The organism is Desulfovermiculus halophilus DSM 18834, assembly GCF_000620765.1.
Classification (GTDB): domain Bacteria; phylum Desulfobacterota; class Desulfovibrionia; order Desulfovibrionales; family Desulfothermaceae; genus Desulfovermiculus; species Desulfovermiculus halophilus.
This window is the reverse complement of the sequence record NZ_JIAK01000008.1, coordinates 62,832-79,629: the sequence shown is the minus strand read 5'-3', so window position 1 is coordinate 79,629 and position 16,798 is coordinate 62,832. Positions and strand designations below refer to the sequence as shown.

General features: G+C 59.5%; 12 protein-coding genes. 2 read left to right on the top strand and 10 right to left on the bottom strand.

Translation table 11 applies throughout. The features are described 5' to 3' along the window. Positions 1 to 155 precede the first annotated feature (155 nt). Entirely contained in the window at positions 156 to 926 is a 771-nt protein-coding gene (locus N902_RS0105025) for a Gmad2 immunoglobulin-like domain-containing protein (protein WP_027370042.1), read from the bottom strand. Between the two features lie 39 nt (positions 927 to 965). Beyond that, a complete protein-coding gene (gene cphA / locus N902_RS0105020) occupies positions 966 to 3,623 on the bottom strand; it encodes a cyanophycin synthetase (protein WP_027370041.1) in 2,658 nt (885 codons plus the stop codon). Between the two features lie 82 nt (positions 3,624 to 3,705). On the opposite strand from cphA, the gene N902_RS0105015 reads away from it, so the two are divergent. Together N902_RS0105015 and N902_RS0105010 are read left to right on the top strand one after the other, a co-directional pair. Next, a complete protein-coding gene (locus N902_RS0105015; protein WP_027370040.1) occupies positions 3,706 to 4,569 on the top strand; it encodes a cyanophycinase in 864 nt (287 codons plus the stop codon). An 8-nt stretch (positions 4,570 to 4,577) separates the two neighbouring features. Then, positions 4,578 to 6,005: an ATP-grasp domain-containing protein gene (locus tag N902_RS0105010; protein ID WP_027370039.1), complete on the top strand. Its 1,428-nt coding sequence runs from the start codon at positions 4,578 to 4,580 to the stop codon at positions 6,003 to 6,005. A gap of 10 nt (positions 6,006 to 6,015) precedes the next feature. On the opposite strand, the gene N902_RS0105005 is transcribed toward N902_RS0105010, so the two are convergent. The 8 genes from N902_RS0105005 to dsrB all read right to left on the bottom strand — a co-directional run bounded on the left by N902_RS0105005 (position 6,016) and on the right by dsrB (position 16,786). Continuing rightward, complete coding sequence (locus N902_RS0105005; RefSeq protein ID WP_027370038.1) at positions 6,016 to 6,948, bottom strand: isoaspartyl peptidase/L-asparaginase family protein; 933 nt, start codon at positions 6,946 to 6,948, stop codon at positions 6,016 to 6,018. A gap of 319 nt (positions 6,949 to 7,267) precedes the next feature. Then, a complete protein-coding gene (locus N902_RS0105000; protein WP_027370037.1) occupies positions 7,268 to 9,289 on the bottom strand; it encodes a CocE/NonD family hydrolase in 2,022 nt (673 codons plus the stop codon). A 249-nt stretch (positions 9,290 to 9,538) separates the two neighbouring features. Further along, positions 9,539 to 11,251: an acyl-CoA dehydrogenase family protein gene (locus N902_RS0104995; RefSeq protein ID WP_027370036.1), complete on the bottom strand. Its 1,713-nt coding sequence runs from the start codon at positions 11,249 to 11,251 to the stop codon at positions 9,539 to 9,541. A gap of 222 nt (positions 11,252 to 11,473) precedes the next feature. Continuing rightward, entirely contained in the window at positions 11,474 to 12,487 is a 1,014-nt protein-coding gene (locus N902_RS0104985) for an electron transfer flavoprotein subunit alpha/FixB family protein (RefSeq protein WP_027370034.1), read from the bottom strand. An 86-nt stretch (positions 12,488 to 12,573) separates the two neighbouring features. Beyond that, a complete protein-coding gene (locus N902_RS0104980) occupies positions 12,574 to 13,443 on the bottom strand; it encodes an electron transfer flavoprotein subunit beta/FixA family protein (RefSeq protein WP_027370033.1) in 870 nt (289 codons plus the stop codon). A 356-nt stretch (positions 13,444 to 13,799) separates the two neighbouring features. After that, positions 13,800 to 15,236 (bottom strand): cobyrinic acid a,c-diamide synthase CobB, encoded by a 1,437-nt coding sequence (locus N902_RS16500; protein ID WP_034621635.1) that lies wholly within the window; start codon positions 15,234 to 15,236, stop codon positions 13,800 to 13,802. Positions 15,237 to 15,263: 27 nt separating this feature from the next. Continuing rightward, entirely contained in the window at positions 15,264 to 15,518 is a 255-nt protein-coding gene (locus tag N902_RS0104970) for a dissimilatory sulfite reductase D family protein (protein WP_027370032.1), read from the bottom strand. A gap of 65 nt (positions 15,519 to 15,583) precedes the next feature. Further along, positions 15,584 to 16,786 (bottom strand): dissimilatory-type sulfite reductase subunit beta, encoded by a 1,203-nt coding sequence (dsrB, locus tag N902_RS0104965; RefSeq protein ID WP_027370031.1) that lies wholly within the window; start codon positions 16,784 to 16,786, stop codon positions 15,584 to 15,586. Between the last annotated feature and the right edge of the window lie 12 nt (positions 16,787 to 16,798).

Genomic DNA, 16,798 nt, shown 5'->3' with positions numbered 1-16,798 from the left:
GCCCCTTCCAGCCTTGGTCATTGCGATCCCTTTTTGCCCGCAGCCGCACCAGGATCCAAAAGCCGAAAAAATATCCCCCGATATTTCTTGTGGATGCTCCGCGTTTGCCGGTCATAATGCACGGGCCCGGCGCGCCGGGCGATACTCCAATCTTGTTACTGCGTTGCAAATCTGACCGGGACTTCCAGGGCATCGTCCAGGGCAGGATTGTCCGAAGGGTTGTCCTTGCGCAGGATAAGCGTCCCCCGCTGGGCGAACGCCGGAGTTTCACCCTGACCGAAGGCAGGAGCGTTGAACTCCAGCCGGCAGGAAAACGGGACGAACTCTTCGGTCATCCACTCCCTCTCGGCTGAGGCTATCCCCCGGGCCACGATCCTGCCGTCCCAATCCGTAAGCAGGACCGGAAAGTCACCTTCAAAATACCAGCCTCCCCTGGCCCGGCCCTGAATGCGAAGCGGGGAGGACACCACCTCTCCGGGGAGTGGAGCATTCAGCACGATGCGATCCTCCTTGCAGTTGCCCCGGGGGTCCGTGCGGACGATGCTGAAGAGACGAAACACCCCATCCCCGTTGTCGTCCGGGGCTTCCTGTATCCCCTCCAAAATCACGAAGCGCGGGATCTGGGGCATCTGGCGCAATGTATCAGCCAGCTCAGTCCATTCCGTGCTTGTGTCCACGTCTTCCGCCTGCACCCTGTATTGACGCACCGGGTCCCCACAGGGCTGATATTTAAAGACCTTGCTTCTCTTGTCCCAGTATACATGACCGGGCCCAACCTCTGTTCCTTGTTCCCCGGCTGAGATCTCCGGCCCGGGGCCCTCCTCTTCTTCGATTCGCTGGCCGCGGTCCAGGAGGACATACATGCCGGCCAGCAGGGCACAGCCGATGAGGATTGCGGCCAACACGGCCTTTCGTGGTGTCTTCATATCCTGGTCTTTTTGTGCACCTTATATCGTTTCGACCCATCATCCTCTCTCCAGATTGGGGATGTCCTCCCGGGTCAGGGTCAGATCCAGCTCCTTTTCCTTCCACTCCTTGATCCTGGCCGTCATCTGCTCGATGCGTCCGGTGAAGACCGCGATCACGGTCTGCCATTCGGCTGTGGACAGGGCATGCTCCACTGCATCGTCTTCATCCGGAATGATCAGGATATCCGGGTCCTGATAACTGCTTTTCGCCCCCTGCAGGACCAGGTCCATGACCTCTTGGCTGTCCCGGCCCCGGGCATAGTCCGCGTCCTCCCAGACAATGAGCTGATCGAAATACTCCGCGGCTACCCGGCCGTACTCCACCAAGTCCTCATCCCTTCTGTCCCCTGTCCCGGCCAGAATGCCCACCTTGCGCCCGCTCCCCAGGGAAGACACGAACTTGCCGATGGCCTCCATGCTGGGGGGATTGTGCGCATAATCGATGAGCACCTTGAACTTTTCGAACTCAAATATGTTCATCCGCCCCGGCAGCTGTGCGGAGGAAGGGAAAAAGGTCTGCAGCCCGATGCGGATTTCTTCAACACTCACCTCCTGGACAAAGGCAGCCAGAGATGCGGCCAGCACATTCTGAATCTGAAAAGAGGCCTTGCCAGAGTAGGTTAAGGGAATATTGATCACCTTGTCCACCTGGATGGCCCAGTCCCCCTTGAGCAGGACAATGCTTCCCTCATCGTAGACCGCGGCCGTTCCTCCGGATGCGCAGTGCTCCCGGATGCGGGGATTGGAGGCGTCCATGCTGAACAGGGCCGCCTGACAAGGTATGCCCTCCTGCATAGAAATGACATGGGGATCATCTGCGTTGAGCACCGCATAGCCTTCAGGACGGACATTCTCGGCCACCAGGGCCTTGAGCCGAGTCAGCTGCTCCAGGGTATGAATCCCGCGCAGTCCGAGATGATCCGAGGCTATATTGGTCACCACGCCCACATCACTCGCGTCGTAGCCCAATCCGGAGCGCATCATCCCTCCCCGGGCGGTTTCAAAGACAGCATAGTCCACCGTGGGGTCGCGGAGCACGAAGCGGGCGCTTTCCGGGCCTGAACAATCCCCTTTGTACAGCAGGGTGTTCTGGATATAAATGCCGTCCGTGGTCGTGGCCCCGACCTTTTTTCCGTGTATCCGCATTATATGGGCAATGAGCCGGGTGGTGGTCGTCTTCCCATTGGTCCCGGTTACGGAGATAATGGGGATCCGTCCCGGACTGCCGGAGGGGAACAGCATGTCCAGGACCGGTTCGGCGACGTTTCTGGGCTTGCCCACGGTTGGGGCCAGGTGCATGCGGAACCCCGGAGCTCCGTTGACCTCAATGACCGCGCCCCCGTTTTCAGTAATCGGCTCGCTCAGGCTGGGAGCCATCACATCTATCCCGCAGATGTCCAGATCGATGATCCGGGCCACCCGTTCGGCCAAAAACACATTCCCGGAGTGAACCGTATCGGTCACGTCCTCGGAGATCCCTCCAGTGCTCAAATTCGCCGTGGTCTTTAAATACAGGACCCGGCCCTGGGGAAGAATCGTGTCCAAACCGAGGCCTTCCTGGTCCAGCAGACGCCGGGTCATATCGTCCACGCTGATCTCGGTCAGCTCCTGCTCGTGCCCGTAGCCCCGGCGGGGATCCTGGTTCACCTCGTCGATGAGTTCCTGGACGCTCATCCGCCCGTTGCCCACCACATGGGCCGGAGTTCGCCTGGCTGCGGCCACGAATGTGGAATTGATGACCAAAAGCCGGTAATCGAAGCCGGGGATATACTGTTCCACGATCACCCGGCCGGAATAGGTAACGGCCGCGGCAAATGCGGCCCGGGCTTCATCCATGCTTTGCACATTGATGCTTGCCCCCTTGCCCTGATGCCCGTCCACGGGCTTGACGACCAAGGGAAAACCGACCCTGGAGACTGCGGATTCCATCTCTTCCCAGGACTGGACCACCCGACCCAAGGGCACCGGACAGCCGTTGTTTTCCAGCATATTCTTGGTCTCTTCCTTGTCGTAGGCGATCTCCAGCCCTATGCTGCTGGTTTTTCCGGTCACTGTGGCCTGGATCCTCTGCTGGTGCACGCCCCATCCCATCTGGACCAGGGAGTACCTGTTCAGGCGCAAGACCGGTATATTCCGCTTCCTGGCCTCCTCCACCAGAGATCCTGTGCTGGGCCCGAAACGTTCCTCCTCCCTGATCTCCCGCAGACACTGGACATCCCGGTCCACATCGCAGGACCTTGCAGCTATCACCGAATTGACGATGCGGAAGGCTGCCTCTGCGGCGTAGAATCCAGCCCGTTCTTCTTCGTAAGAAAAAACAACATTGTATATCCCCTCTTCACCGTCCCATGTACAGCGCCCAAATCCGCACTGCATGCCGGCTAAAACCTGCAGCTCCAGGGCAACATGCTCCATTATGTGCCCCATCCAAGTCCCTTCCCGTACTCTTTCCAGAAATCCACCTTCATAACCGCGGGAACACCTGTGCTCATACAGAGAAGGAAGAACCTCTTCCAATCGTTCTGCGAATCCAGCTATTGTATTCGAGGGGTACTCTTCCATTTCTTCCAGATCAACCCGCATGACCATAAGCTTATGCCGCCGGTTGGACCAGTAATTCGGTCCGCGCAGGGCTCGTATTTCAAGTATTTTCATCTCCCGCATGCACCCTTGTTATGGTCCGGAAAATTCTCACTGAATTCTTGCTTTACTCCCGGGGAAAGAGTACGTTCTTTTCATGAAAAAAACAAAAGGAATTCTAATCATCATCGGCGGAGACCTGTCCCTTCCTTCTGAAGCCAACGGGTCCGAGGATATGGGCAACGGCACGATGCATGAGACCGAGGCCGAGATCATCACCACTTTCTGCCGGAGCCTGCCCGGAAAAACAAGCCGGATAGAAATCATCCCCACTGCATCCGAGGTCCCGGAAAAATCCAGCCAGCGATACGTCCAGGCCTTTGAGAACCTGGGACAGACCAACGTCGGGGTCCTGGACATCAGGACCAGAGAAGAAGCGCAGGCCGAGGACACCGTAGCCCGGACCAGAGAAGCTGAAGGCTTTCTGTTCACCGGCGGAAATCAGCTGCGGCTGACCACCCTCCTGGGAGGCACGGAGTTCTTAAGCGTCCTCCTGGACCGCTTCCGTCAGGAGCCGGTGGTTATTGCCGGAACCAGCGCCGGGGCCATGTGCATGTCTGATACCATGATTTACGAGGGCAGCAGCCACGAGGCCCTGCGCAAAGGCGAGGTCAAGTTCAGCAGCGGGTTCGGGATCTTGGACAATGTGATTATCGACACCCACTTCGTCAAACGCGGACGGATCGGCCGCCTGTTCCAGGCCGTGGCCCAAAATCCGGCCTCCCTGGGCATCGGTTTGGGAGAAGACACCGGGCTGTTGATCACCAAGGGGGATGTTCAGGAGGCCATCGGCTCCGGTCTGATCATCGTGGTCGACGGTGCCAACATCCGGCACACGAACATGGCGTCCATCAGCGAAGGCGAACTGATTTCCATCGAAAACTTAAACGTTCACGTCATGATCCCGGGGGACAAATATATCCTGTCCGAACACAAGTTCATCCCGGCTCAATCCGAGTGAGGTCTAGGATGAAAAAAAATATTTTCATCATTGGCTTGGACGAGTTCAACCTGCACATGATCCAGAAGGTCAAAAACGCGGAGAACTACAACTTCATCGGCCTGCTGGACATACACGCCTTGATCGACAGCGGCCGATACCGCCTGCAGGACATGCTGGATCAGGCTGACGCAGAGCTGAGGAGCTTTTCCGGACCCATCGATGCCATTGTGGGATACACCGACTTTCCGGTCAGCACCATGGTTCCCATCCTCTGCGAGCGGTTCAAGGTCCCCGGCCCCTCCCTGGAAAGCGTGCTCAAATGCGAGCACAAATACTGGAGCCGCCTGGAACAAAAGCAGGTCATTCCAGAGTACATCCCAAAGTTTACCCCCTTCGATCCCTTCGACGACCAGGCCCTGGACAAGATCAACCTGGAGTTCCCCTTCTGGATCAAGCCGGTCAAGTCCACCGCTTCCCAGCTGGGTTTTCGGATCAACACCGCCAGGGACTTTCAGCGGGCTGTTTCCGTTCTCAGGGAAAAGATCGGTCTTTTCCGTCCCTTTGATTATCTGCTGGACATTGTTCAGCTGCCGGAGGAAGTGGCCAGGGTGAACAGCTCGCACTGCGTGGCCGAGCAGATCATCTCCGGCCGGCAGTGCACCCTGGAGGGATATGTGCACAACAAAGCCGTGCATACCTACGGGATTATTGATTCCATTCGCGAACCCAACCGGACCACGTTTGCCCGCTACCAATACCCTTCCCGTCTGCCCCGCAGGGTACAGGAAAGGATGGCCGGGATTACCGAAAAGGTCATGTCCCGGATCGGGCTGGACCAATCGGCCTTTAATGTGGAGTTTTTCTGGAACGAGCGAAAGGACCAGGTCTGGTTCCTGGAAATAAATACCCGCATTCCGCAGTCCCACAGTGATCTGTTCGCCAAAGTGGACGGGGTATCCAACCACCAGATCATGCTCGACGTGGCCCTAAATCGCGATCCGTGGTTTCCCAAGCGCCAGGGCAGGTACAAGGTGGCCGGGAAGTTCTTTCTCCGCGAATATCAGGATAAACTGATTACTGCCATCCCCACCAGGCAGGACCTGGATGATATCGCTCGCCGGATACCCGGAACATTGATCGACATCCAGGGCAAGGTGGGCATGAAGCTCTCCGAGATCCCGGAACAGGACAGCTACAGCTATGCCACGGCCTTTATCTATCTGGGAGCAAACTCCCAGCAGGAGCTTGTTGACAAGTTCCAGCAGTGCAGGAAGATGCTGACCTTCCGTTTTGAACAGCCGATCCCAGTGGTCAGCCCGGATCAGGCTCAGGACCGGCTTCCGGAAACAGCTCCCCAGGTCGCTATCCAGGTCCTGGCCTCTCCGTTGCGGCTTCCGGAACAGAAGGTCCCCCTGCCCAATACCGGCGGGGTTCAGGACCGAATCAAACCATAGCCTCAGGTCACTATTTAGAGCCGTACATGGCTACCCGGGGCTCCTCTCCTTCCCGAAGCAGCCCCCGAAACATGCCCTGGGTAAGGTGGACAGCTGCGGCATGGCCCGAAGGATCCACAGCGATCATGCCGCCCATTCCGCCCAGGTCCTTAATCTCGGACAAAACCTGATCACATGCCTGCTCAAGGCTCAGGCCCCCGAGCTCGATAAGGACCGAAACCCTGTGCGCGGCCACGGTGCGGATAAAGTACTCCCCTTCGCCGGTGCAGGCCACGGCGCAGGTGGCGTTGTTCGCATAGGTCCCGGCCCCGATCAGGGGCGAATCCCCGACCCGTCCGTGGGTCTTGTTCATAGTCCCGCCAGTGGAACTGGAAGCGGCCACATTCCCCTGCCTGTCCAGGCAGACCGCCCCCACAGTGCCCAAATGTGCGGCATCCACACCAGATCCCTTGCCGGAAACATTTTGCCCCCCGGCCTGCACATATTCCTCCCAGCGCCGGCGGGTGGCGAAATACTCCGGATCCACCGGGTGCAGGCCCTGTTCACGGGCAAAGGCCTCCGCCCCCTCCCCGATGAGCAGGACGTGCGCTGATCTGTCCATGACCAGGCGGGCTGCCCGCACCGGATTTTGGATTCGGCTGGTTCCAGCCACAGCCCCGGCCTGCAGATCACGTCCGTTCATTATGGAAGCGTCCATTTCGTTCGTCCCTTGATGGGTGAAGACCGAGCCTCGCCCGGCGTTGAACAGCGGAGAGTCCTCCAGGACCATGACAGCGGATTCCGTGGCGTCCACGGCAGTACCGCCGGCTTCCAGAACCGTGCGCCCGGCCTGCAGGCTCTGCCTCAGGACGCTAAGGTGCTCCTGCTCCTCCCGGGCGGTGAATCTTTCCGGGACGATGTCCTCGCACCCGCCATGAATGCATAGTACGTACTGACTGTTCATTGTCCGGCCGAGTCCTTTCAGTTGTGCAGTCCAGATCACGATCGGCTCTTCGACACAGAAAGTGGAATTGCATACATAAGAGTTTGGCGTCTCTTCTGTGTGCCGTAAGCGGCAGGCCCGCACATTTTCTTGGTCCCGCCACCCGGCACTCACATGCATGATACGCTCACGCAAACAGAAAGCAGTGACCTGCATGTGAGTGCCGGGAGGGGGCAGGGATCCCCCTTTGGCGGGGCTTAGAAAATACCGGGCCGAAAGTGGGCACACAGAAGAGATGGCAAACGCCAAAATCCACAGGCTACATCGAAGAACCTCACGATCAGACATGATCGCGGGGGATTTCATAGCGCCAATTGCGGGCAAAAACACGTTCATTCCGAATAAACGCGTCCAGTTCAGCATGGATTTGAAAGCTCTCCGAAGTAGAGGTCAATACCGTCCTGGCGGTCGTGCGCACCGACCACTCCCCGCGCCGGAAGCTGCGCTCCCACAGAGTCTCGCCGCGCACGGAATCGAAGTCGTCGCCCTGATACGTGTACCATTCCCTGGCCCGGGCGCTCACGCTCCAATCGATGTCCTCCAGGCAAAAGGAGCCCTCGTCCTTTATAACCTCCAGGGTGGCCTCATCCCGGCCCAAATCCCGGATGACCCGCCAGGCATGCTCCTTGGGCTGCACCTGGCGGACTGCGGGAGCAGGGGCCCCTTCTGGTTCCGGAAATACACGCAGACCCGCATCTTCCTCTCTCTCCGGACGAACCGGGAGCTCCAGACTGCTGGGACCGATGTGCACCCTCAGGCGCACCGGGGACGGCGAAGGCCAGGCCAAGGGCCAATAGGAGGTGGAGATGGAAATCCTAAGCCGGTGTCCGGGGGGAAAGCTCTGAGCGATGTGGTTCATGGGCACCCGCACGGAATATATCCGGCCGGGCTGCAGCGGTTCCGGCTCGCTGTGTCCGTTTCTGTGGCACAGGTTGAGCAGCCCGTAGGTCACCCGGGTGGCCTTGTCGTCCGGGGCGACATCCGAAAGCCGGACCGCGGCCATGGCCACCGGACGGTTAGAGGATACATCCAGGGCCAGGACCGGCGCTCCCAATATCTCCAGCCTGTCCAGCAAGGGCTCGGTCTCAAAGACCAGGGCCCCGCCGTCCTCTTCCCGCTGATCATGGGGCAGATCCGGAGGGGCCGCGTAAGAACACCATTTCCCGGCATACAGACCGACGCTCAACGGAGACTGGATGGTGACGCTGCCTGCTTCGGCTGCCGGTTCCGGCAGGAGGAGATGTCCGGGGTGCAGGTGATAGGTTCGGAGTTCAATCCGGGGCGAGGGCCAGCTTGTCTCCGCCACCCAGCGTCCGGGCCGGTGTCTGTAGCGGGTGTTCGGCGGAACGCTGTCCTGCATCCAGACCCGGAGCATGGGCTCATCCATCCCTCCCGGGCCTTTGTCCTTGAGCCAGGAATCCCACCAGCGAAGGGCTTCCTGCAGAAAGCCGATGGCCGGTCCCGGGACTCCGAAATGGGGATATTTATGGCTCCATGGGCCGATAAGCCCCATCCTGGGGACGCTGAGTCCGGCCAAAAGGCGAAAGACCGCATTGGAGTATCCGTCTGCCCAGCCGCTGACCGCCAGGACCGGACAGGAAATGGCCGAATAGTCCTCACAGACCGAGCCGTGCCTCCAGTATTCGTCCCGGCGCTGATGCTCCAGCCATTTCTTCAGCCACAGCCCGCTCCCCTCCAGACGGGAGAGCCACATGTCCCGCCATGCCCCGCCCACCAGGGAAGGATCCGGAGGACATGCGTTGTAGCTGAACATGGTCGAGGCCCAGGACAGATTGTCTCCTAAGAGACAGCCCCCCATGTAGTGGACGTCGTCTGCATAGCGATCGTCCGTGGAGCAGACGGTTATGACCGCTCTAAGCTCCGGAGGCCGCAGCGCGGCCAGCTGCAGGGAGTTGAACCCGCCCCAGGAAATGCCCATCATTCCAATATTTCCGTCGCACCAGGGCTGAGCCGCGATCCAGTTCAGGATCTCCAGGCAGTCCTGCTGCTCCTGGGCCAGGTATTCGTCCTCCAAGACCCCTTCCGAGTCCCCTGCTCCGCGCAGATCCGCACGGATACAGGCATAGCCGTGCCCGGCGAAGTATCCGTGGGTGATGCTGTCCCCAACGGCTTCCACGTCCCGCTTGCGGTAGGGGATGAACTCCAAGACGGCCGGGACCGGCATCCGCTCAGCGCATGCGGGAAGCCATATCTTGGCTGCCACTCGGATCCCGTCGGACAAAGGAATCCAGACGTGCTCCAGGACCCTGACGTTCTCCGGAAAGGACTGACGAGTCTTCATTGCCTGGCAGCCTCCTGGTTGGACCAAATACACGTTCTCAGACCATAGAGCTATCTATATGCCGAGCAGGTGCAGAAGGCAAGAGGAACTGCGCACGGCGGACGAGCCGCTTGGAAGATTGCGCGATTTGGGACTTGGGCGTGTCCTGCGGAGGGCTGGGAAGCACACGGCGGGTCATCTCTGGCCCCGCCGTGGCAGGTATGCCAGCCCCGCGCTCCGCGGGGCTGGCATACCTGATCATTGCACCGGTTATCCGAGAAGGGTCTGGGCCTTATCAAACCAGACCTGATTTTGGGCGCAAATAGCCTCCCGCCGGGAGTGTACCCTGCGCACGGCCCTGGAGACAAAGAGTTCGGCCGCATCTCTTTTGTGGTCCAAGTGCAGCGCATCCCGGACAAGAAGATAGGCCATGCCGGTCTCGGCGGCCATATCCACCAGCCGCCGGGCATGAAACTCCTGAAACCGGGAGTCCGCGCGCTCTTTTATCTGGGCCACCGCCGCCTCGCATGCTTTGCGGCACTCCCTGGCCCCTTCCAGCTGCGCGGGCAGGCTTGAAAGGTCGGTGTCCTGCTCCAGGACGTCCAACCAGTCAAAGAAGGTCCCGGTCATGATTCCGCCGATAGCCGCCACAACCTGCAGCTGGGTGGTGCCTTCATAGATGTTTGTAATCCGGGCATCCCGATACAGGCGCTCAACCGGGAAATCCTTGGTGTAGCCGGTACCTCCGTGGATCTGGATTGCCATATCGCAGATGTCGTTGACCACTTCCGAGGTATAGGCCTTGACCAGGGGGGTGAACAGGGCGCTGTAGCGGGTGTATCGCTTTAAGGCGTCTTTGCGGGATTTGGCCTGCTCCGGATCCCGTTCAGCCAGCTCTTCCAGCCCCTCTTTGATATCCACCAGACGCGAGGTCTCATAGAGCAGGCTGCGTCCGGCCTGTATACTCACCTGCATCTCGGCCAGCATCTCGGTCACCGGCAAAAAGCGATCAATGGATTGTCCGAACTGCACTCTCTGTCTGGCGTACCCCTTGGCTTCGCGCAGAGCGGCCTCGGCAACACCCACGGCCTGGGCGGCCACTCCCAGCCTGGCCCCGTTCATCAGGGACATGGTGTATTTGACCAGTCCCTTCTTGCGCTCTCCCAGCAGCTCGGCCGGAGCATCCTGAAACTGCAGCTCGCAGGTGGGCGAACCGTGGATGCCCAGCTTGTCTTCAATCCGCCGGATGCGCATGTGCTCATCCCGTTCGTAGATAAACAGGGAGACGCCTCGGCCTCCGGAAATCCCGGGCTCGGACCTGGCCATAACCAGGGAGACGTCGGCACAGCCGTTGGTAATGAACCTCTTGACCCCGTTGAGAACCCATCCACCGTCCTCGTTCTGATCCGCCCGCAGGGAAATGGACTGCAGATCCGACCCGGCATCCGGCTCGGTCAAGGCCATGGCCCCTGATGTTTCTCCAGAGCAGAACCGGGGAAGATAACGCTCTTTCTGTTCCCGGGAGCCGAACTTGCATATGGTGTCTGCAATCTCCTGCAGGCCGAACAGGTTCATCAGGGAGGCATCGGCCCGGGAGATCATTTCAATGGCCATGGAATAGACGGTCTTGGGCATATTGATCCCCCCGTACTCCCGGGGAAGGGTAAAGCCCATCAGATCGGCCTGGGCCAGACGCTCCAAAGCCTCTTTGGTTCCCTGAGCATAGTGGACTGCTCCATCCTCAAACCTGGCCCCCTCCCGGTCCACGGCATCCGCCCTGGGGGCGACAAAATCACCTGCGATCTGGCCCACAATTTCCAGGACTCGGTGGTAGTTGTCCAGAGCATCTGGTAGGTCCTGGGGAGCGTGGGCGTACACCCCGTGCTGGGCAAAATCCTGCTCTTTAAGCCGGATTACCTGCTCCAGGTCCATGTGCTGCAAATGGTGCAGAATATCTGGATTGTCCAGGTAAAAGTTGCTCACACATCCTCCTTGTATGCACCACCCGGCCACGCGCCCTGCTCCCGGCAGCCCATCTCCGGAGGGATCTGGCTGGTGGCCCGGGGTTCGTAGTTCCTCAGAACGGCCGTTGGACCCAGTGAGAGGGATTGGATCCGAACCCGCCTGCCCCCTGTTCTGGATCCAGAGGCGGCCAGGCTCGCATTATTCTCCAGGCAGTTCCGGAGCCCCCTCACGCCTGCACGCCTATTCCTTGTCCTTATAGGCCTTGATCATATGCTGGATCACCTGCTTTACATCGCCGACTATGCCGTAATGGGCAATATCAAAGATCGGGGCCGCGGGATCCGTATTGATGGCCACGATCCGCTTGGACTCGGACATCCCTGCCCGGTGCTGAATCTGCCCTGAGATGCCGCAGGCAATATACAGGTTGGGACGGACAGTGGTCCCGGTCTGCCCCACCTGGTGCTCCTTGGGCACAATCCCGGCATCAACCACCGGTCTGGACGCACCCACCACCCCGCCCAAAGCGGCGGCCAGTTCATGGACCGCCTCCAGGGACTGGGGATCTGCGGCCCCCATTCCCGCGGACACGATTATCTTGGCCTTTTTCATGTCCACGGCCTTTTCCTTGTGCACCACGTCCAGGATTTCAGTCAGGACATCGCCCTCCCCGAGGTCAATGTCCTCCTTAACAACCTGGGCCGGCTGCCAGGAATCGAGCTCCCGTCTGGGCATGACGCCTTCGCGCACCGTAGCCATGCTCGGCCTGCTGTCCGGAGAAACAATGGTGGCCACAATATTGCCTCCAAAAGCAGGCCTGATCTGGAGCAGCACGTTTGTATACACAGTCCCCTTGGCCTTGTGCTCGCCGATCTGCAGATCGGTACAGTCCGCAGTCAAACCGCATTGCAGCTCTGAGGCCACCCTGGGAGCCACGTCCCGGCCTGTGGTTGTGGCTCCGAAGAGCACAACCTGGGGTTCATAGCGTTGAATAACTTGGGTCAGGGTCTTGGCATAGGGGACGGAGGTAAACCGCTCCAAGCCGGGATGCTGAACCAGCACCACCCGTTCACACCCGTAGCGGCCCAAAGAGCCGGGATCGTATCCGTCACCGGCTCCAAGAACGGCGGCCTCCACCCCCACTCCCAGAGCGGCCGCCAGCTCCCGGGCCTTGGACAGAAGCTCCAGGCTGACCTCTGCCGGCATGCCGTCCCGGTGCTCAATAAAGACCATGACATTCCCGCGTTCCTGCATGTATCCTCCATTCTCTTTTCCCCCCTGCCGGCAGTATGCGCCCGGGGCGAAACAAGGTCCTGTCTTCTCATCAAGCTTTGTATCAGCTATCCCAGAATATGCTCCTGCACCAATTCATGCACCAACCCGGATATGGCCTGCGGCGTATTGTCTATTCGTTTGGTCTCGGTAGCCGCCAAGACCACGCTCTCGATCTTTTTGACCTTGGTCGCCGAACCGGAAAGCCCGCAGCGCTGGGGATCGGCCTGGATGGAGGCCATGTTCCACTGCTTGATGTGCTCCGCCCCCAAACCGCATTCCGGTTCTATATACGACTCATCGTAGGCATCGTCTGCGTGGCAAAGGATGTTCTTATAGGCCATGACCAGCTTTGCCCTCGGCGGCCTGGGATCGTTGGCCGCACTGGATACGGTCATCAACACCGGAAAACGGCTGCGTACGGTCTCGTCTCCTGTCTCCACACTGCGCACGACCGTTATATATTCGCCGTGCACGTCCTGCACAGCAGAGACCGAGGTGATCTGATTCATGTTCAGCTTCTGGGCAACCTGGGGACCGACCTGGGCGGTGTCGCCGTCGATAGCCTGCCTCCCGCAGAGGACCAGGTCCACCCGGCCCAAACGCTGCACCGCACAGGCCAGGGCATAGGAGGTGGCCAATGTATCCGCTCCGGCAAATCCGCGGTCTGAGACCAAAACCGCCTGATCAACGCCCCGGTACAGGCACTCCTTGAGCACCTCGCTGGCCTTGGGCGGCCCCATGCTGATTGCCGTTACTGTTGCCTCCCCAACAGTCTCTTTGATCCGCAGGGCCTCCTCCAGGGCATTTTGATCTTCGGGATTGAAAATCGCAGGCAAGGCATCCCGGTTCACCGTCCCGTCCTCCTTCATGGCCTGACCGGTCACATTCTGAGTATCCGGGACTTGCTTGACAAAAACAACAATTCGCAGGGTCATTGCTCTCCTCCAGCTCTGCATCTCGCCTGTAGGTCGCCGACCGGGTGCCCGTCGGCTCCATTATCTGCACACAGCCGTGCGCCTGATATCAAAACAGTGTTCATCGCCATGGCGGACGCAAGAAGACCGGGAACCGATCTCCCCATCGCGGCCGGGCGAAAGAGGAATACTAGGCAATCTGGGCTGAGGTTTCAAGGATGGATTTTGGGGCTCGTGGACACGGATGTGGAATCTCATGCAGAAGAGAGGGCGGGGTCGCACCACCACAGGCAAGGTCGAAGATCCCTTTGGGGCTGGTCAAGCGCGGAATGCGCGCTTGATTTACCCCCCTGGAGAAGAGGGGACTGCTGGGCAGGTCAATCGATTCTAATGTCCGGACACCGGTCCAGTCCCTGGTCCATACTCATCTTGAATGCGGCCGCAGCCTGAACGAAGTTTTCAGCCCAGGCCGGAACACTGAAGGCATGGACATGGGTATAGCAGGCGAAGGTATTCCGGAATAAAAGCCCATCCTGAGCCTGACCCAGCCCAGTTCCCCGGAGCATGTCCAGGCACGGCTGCTGGACTGCACAGGACGCCTTGCCCTGAGGAGGAAGGCACTTGGAGTAGTGGAACTCATGGCCATAAAACTCATAGCCCAGGGGATAAAATGGATTTGCTCTGCTTACCCGGGCCAGGGTATACCCGTGCCCCTGCGGTTTGCGGCTCAGCTCGGCCTCCAGGGGAAAGATGCCGACCATGGGCTGCTGGGTGCCGGCCGAGTGCAGCGCCCGGCACAAATACATCAGCCCCCCGCATTCGGCATAAATGGGCAGACCCTTGTCCGCCAGCCTGAACACCAGCTCCCGGACGGCGGTGTTGGCTGCCAGGTCCAGAGCCTGGGTCTCCGGAAACCCGCCGCCGAGATAGAGTCCGTGGACCTCAGGCCAGGCATTGTCGTTGAGCAGACTGACCTCCTGGATCTCTGCCCCCGCCCGGCTCAAGGCCTCCAGATTTTCCGGATAGTAAAACCACAGACAGGCATCCTTGACCACCCCTATCCGGACCCGGTTGCCGGGGTGTGCGGTGCGGGGCCAAATCATGGGCTGGGCCGGACTCATCTGCGGAGCCCGCCGGGCTATCTGCGCGATCTGGTCCAGATCCAGCCAGTCGCTGATGGTTCGGGCTATGGATTCCAAGGCCTGCTCGGAAGCGTGCTCCTGATCTGATACCAGGCCCATGTGCCGTTCCGGGATGGGATTGGTCCTCAGCTTGGGAAGTGTGCCCAGGACAGGGAGGCCGCAATAGGTCTCTATGCACTGGCGCAGGATGCTCCTGTGCCGCGCCCCGGCGGTATTGTTCAAGACAACCCCGGCGATGCGCACATCAGGCTCAAAGGCCAGACAGCCCTGAATCAGGGCGGCCGCTGTCCGGGTCATCTTGGTGCAGTCGACGATGAGCAGGACCGGAGTGTCCAGGAGGCGGGCCAGATGGGCGGTGGAACAGCTGCCGTCCAGATCTTTGCCGTCGAACAGGCCGCGGTTGCCCTCCACCAGGCAGACATCGTGGTCCTGGGCGCGGTGGACGAAAAGGGACCTGATCTGGTCCTCAGACATGAGAAAAGGGTCCAAATTGGTGGCTGTTCGCCCGGCCGCTCGGCCGAGCCAGACAGCATCAATATAATCAGGACCCTTTTTAAAAGGCTTGACCTTCCAGCCTGTCTGCTTCCAGTACCTGGCCAGGCCGAGACTGAGTATGGTCTTTCCTGACCCGCCGCGCAGACCGGCAACCGTCAAGCGAGGAATGGTGAGCACAAAAATCGGTATGTTCGGATAAAGCGATTACTCTTCCTTGTCTCCGCCTTCTCCCTCGGCCCCGGCTTGCTTGCCCATGCCGGGAAGAGTGTACATGGTCGTGCTCCCGCTGGACCAAAAGGAGAGCATGCCTTCGGAGACCATCTCATTGACGACTTTCTTGGCCGCTCGCGGCTTCTCGTCCATGATCTTGGCCAAGTCATTAAAATAGAATTTTGTTTTGCTCGATGATTTTTTCTTCAGCTCATCAACAACTTTTTGTTTCAGCTCTTCATTGGCCATGGGGCTTGCCTCCATTGAAAGTTGGAAAGGGGGCGGTGCCCTGCCCCCTTTCCTGATTGTCAATCCTACTCGGCTTTGATCGCCGCGTAATCGTTCATGCCTTCCGTGAACTTGAAGTTCGAGGTCTGCCGCCAGGTGTAGTAGGCAGGATCCCGGAAGTCGTCGATCAAATGATGCGAGAACTCCAGACCGGTGACCTCAAAGAACTTCTCCCAGCCGATCCGCTCAGCCCATTCGCCCAGCCGCTCGTACTTGCGGGCGTTCTTTTCGTAGGCTTCCACGATCTGGCGGATGGTCTTGGCCAGTGTCGGCCAGCGCGGAGGCTCGTTGGGGATGAATGCAACCACGACCTTGGAGAACTTGGGGGCGCTGATCCGGTTGGACACCTTGCCGCCGGCCATGAGCACGATTCCGTCGCCCTCGGCATTGGCCAGGGGCAGGGAGGGGCACATGGTGTAGCAGTTCCCGCAGTACATGCATTTTTCCACGTTGATCTCAACGCTCTTGACTTCCTTTTTCTCCCCTGTGCGCTCGGAGGTGATCTCCTTCTTCTTGGGCTTGATGGCCGCGGTGGGGCATGCGGCGATGGCCAAAGGAATCTCGCACAGGTTGTCCAGGAATTCGTCGTCGATCATCGGCGGCTTGCGGTGATAGCCCAAAATGGCGATGTCTGAGCAGTGCACAGCCCCGCACATGTTCAAGCAGCAGGCCATGGAGATGCGCAGCTGAGCGGGCAGACGCATGTTCTGGAACTCTTCAAAGAGCTCGTCCATGACCACCTTCACCGTGCCCGAGGCGTCTGTTGCCGGGGTATGGCAATGGATCCAGCCCTGGGTATGAATGATATTGGTCAGCCCGGCACCTGTTCCGCCGATGGGGAACTTGTAGGAACCGCCTTCCATCTTCCGGCTCATCAGGTCCTGCTTCAGGGGCTCGACCTTGTCCTTGCTGTCCACCATGAACTCGATGTTGTTCCGGGTGGTGAAGCGGACATAGCCGTCGCAGTGCTTGTCTGCGATCTCGCAGATCTCGCGGGCGAACTCGACGCTCATCAGACGCATGCCGCCGACGCGGACGGTGTAGACCTCGTCCCCGCCCTCGGCCTTGTGCATGAGGACGCCCGGCTCCAGGATCTCATGCCACTGCCACTTGCCGAAGTTGTTCTTGATAACCGGAGGCAGGAACTCGCCGTAGTGGTGGTTCCCAATATCCGTAATCCGATCTTCCATCGGCTTATCTGGGTTATATCCGGATGACACAAAAGCCATAGCGTTCCTCCC

Excerpts from the sequence above, each read along its gene's own strand:
- N902_RS0105005 (WP_027370038.1), bottom strand. The coding sequence starts at position 6,948 with ATGAACAGTCAGTACGTACTATGCATTCATGGCGGGTGCGAGGACATC.
- cphA (WP_027370041.1), bottom strand. The coding sequence starts at position 3,623 with ATGAAAATACTTGAAATACGAGCCCTGCGCGGACCGAATTACTGGTCC.
- N902_RS0104980 (WP_027370033.1), bottom strand. The coding sequence starts at position 13,443 with ATGACCCTGCGAATTGTTGTTTTTGTCAAGCAAGTCCCGGATACTCAG.
- N902_RS0105015 (WP_027370040.1), top strand. The coding sequence starts at position 3,706 with ATGAAAAAAACAAAAGGAATTCTAATCATCATCGGCGGAGACCTGTCC.
- N902_RS0105025 (WP_027370042.1), bottom strand. The coding sequence starts at position 926 with ATGAAGACACCACGAAAGGCCGTGTTGGCCGCAATCCTCATCGGCTGT.
- N902_RS0105010 (WP_027370039.1), top strand. The coding sequence starts at position 4,578 with ATGAAAAAAAATATTTTCATCATTGGCTTGGACGAGTTCAACCTGCAC.
- N902_RS0104985 (WP_027370034.1), bottom strand. The coding sequence starts at position 12,487 with ATGCAGGAACGCGGGAATGTCATGGTCTTTATTGAGCACCGGGACGGC.
- N902_RS0105000 (WP_027370037.1), bottom strand. The coding sequence starts at position 9,289 with ATGAAGACTCGTCAGTCCTTTCCGGAGAACGTCAGGGTCCTGGAGCAC.
- N902_RS0104970 (WP_027370032.1), bottom strand. The coding sequence starts at position 15,518 with ATGGCCAATGAAGAGCTGAAACAAAAAGTTGTTGATGAGCTGAAGAAA.
- dsrB (WP_027370031.1), bottom strand. The coding sequence starts at position 16,786 with ATGGCTTTTGTGTCATCCGGATATAACCCAGATAAGCCGATGGAAGAT.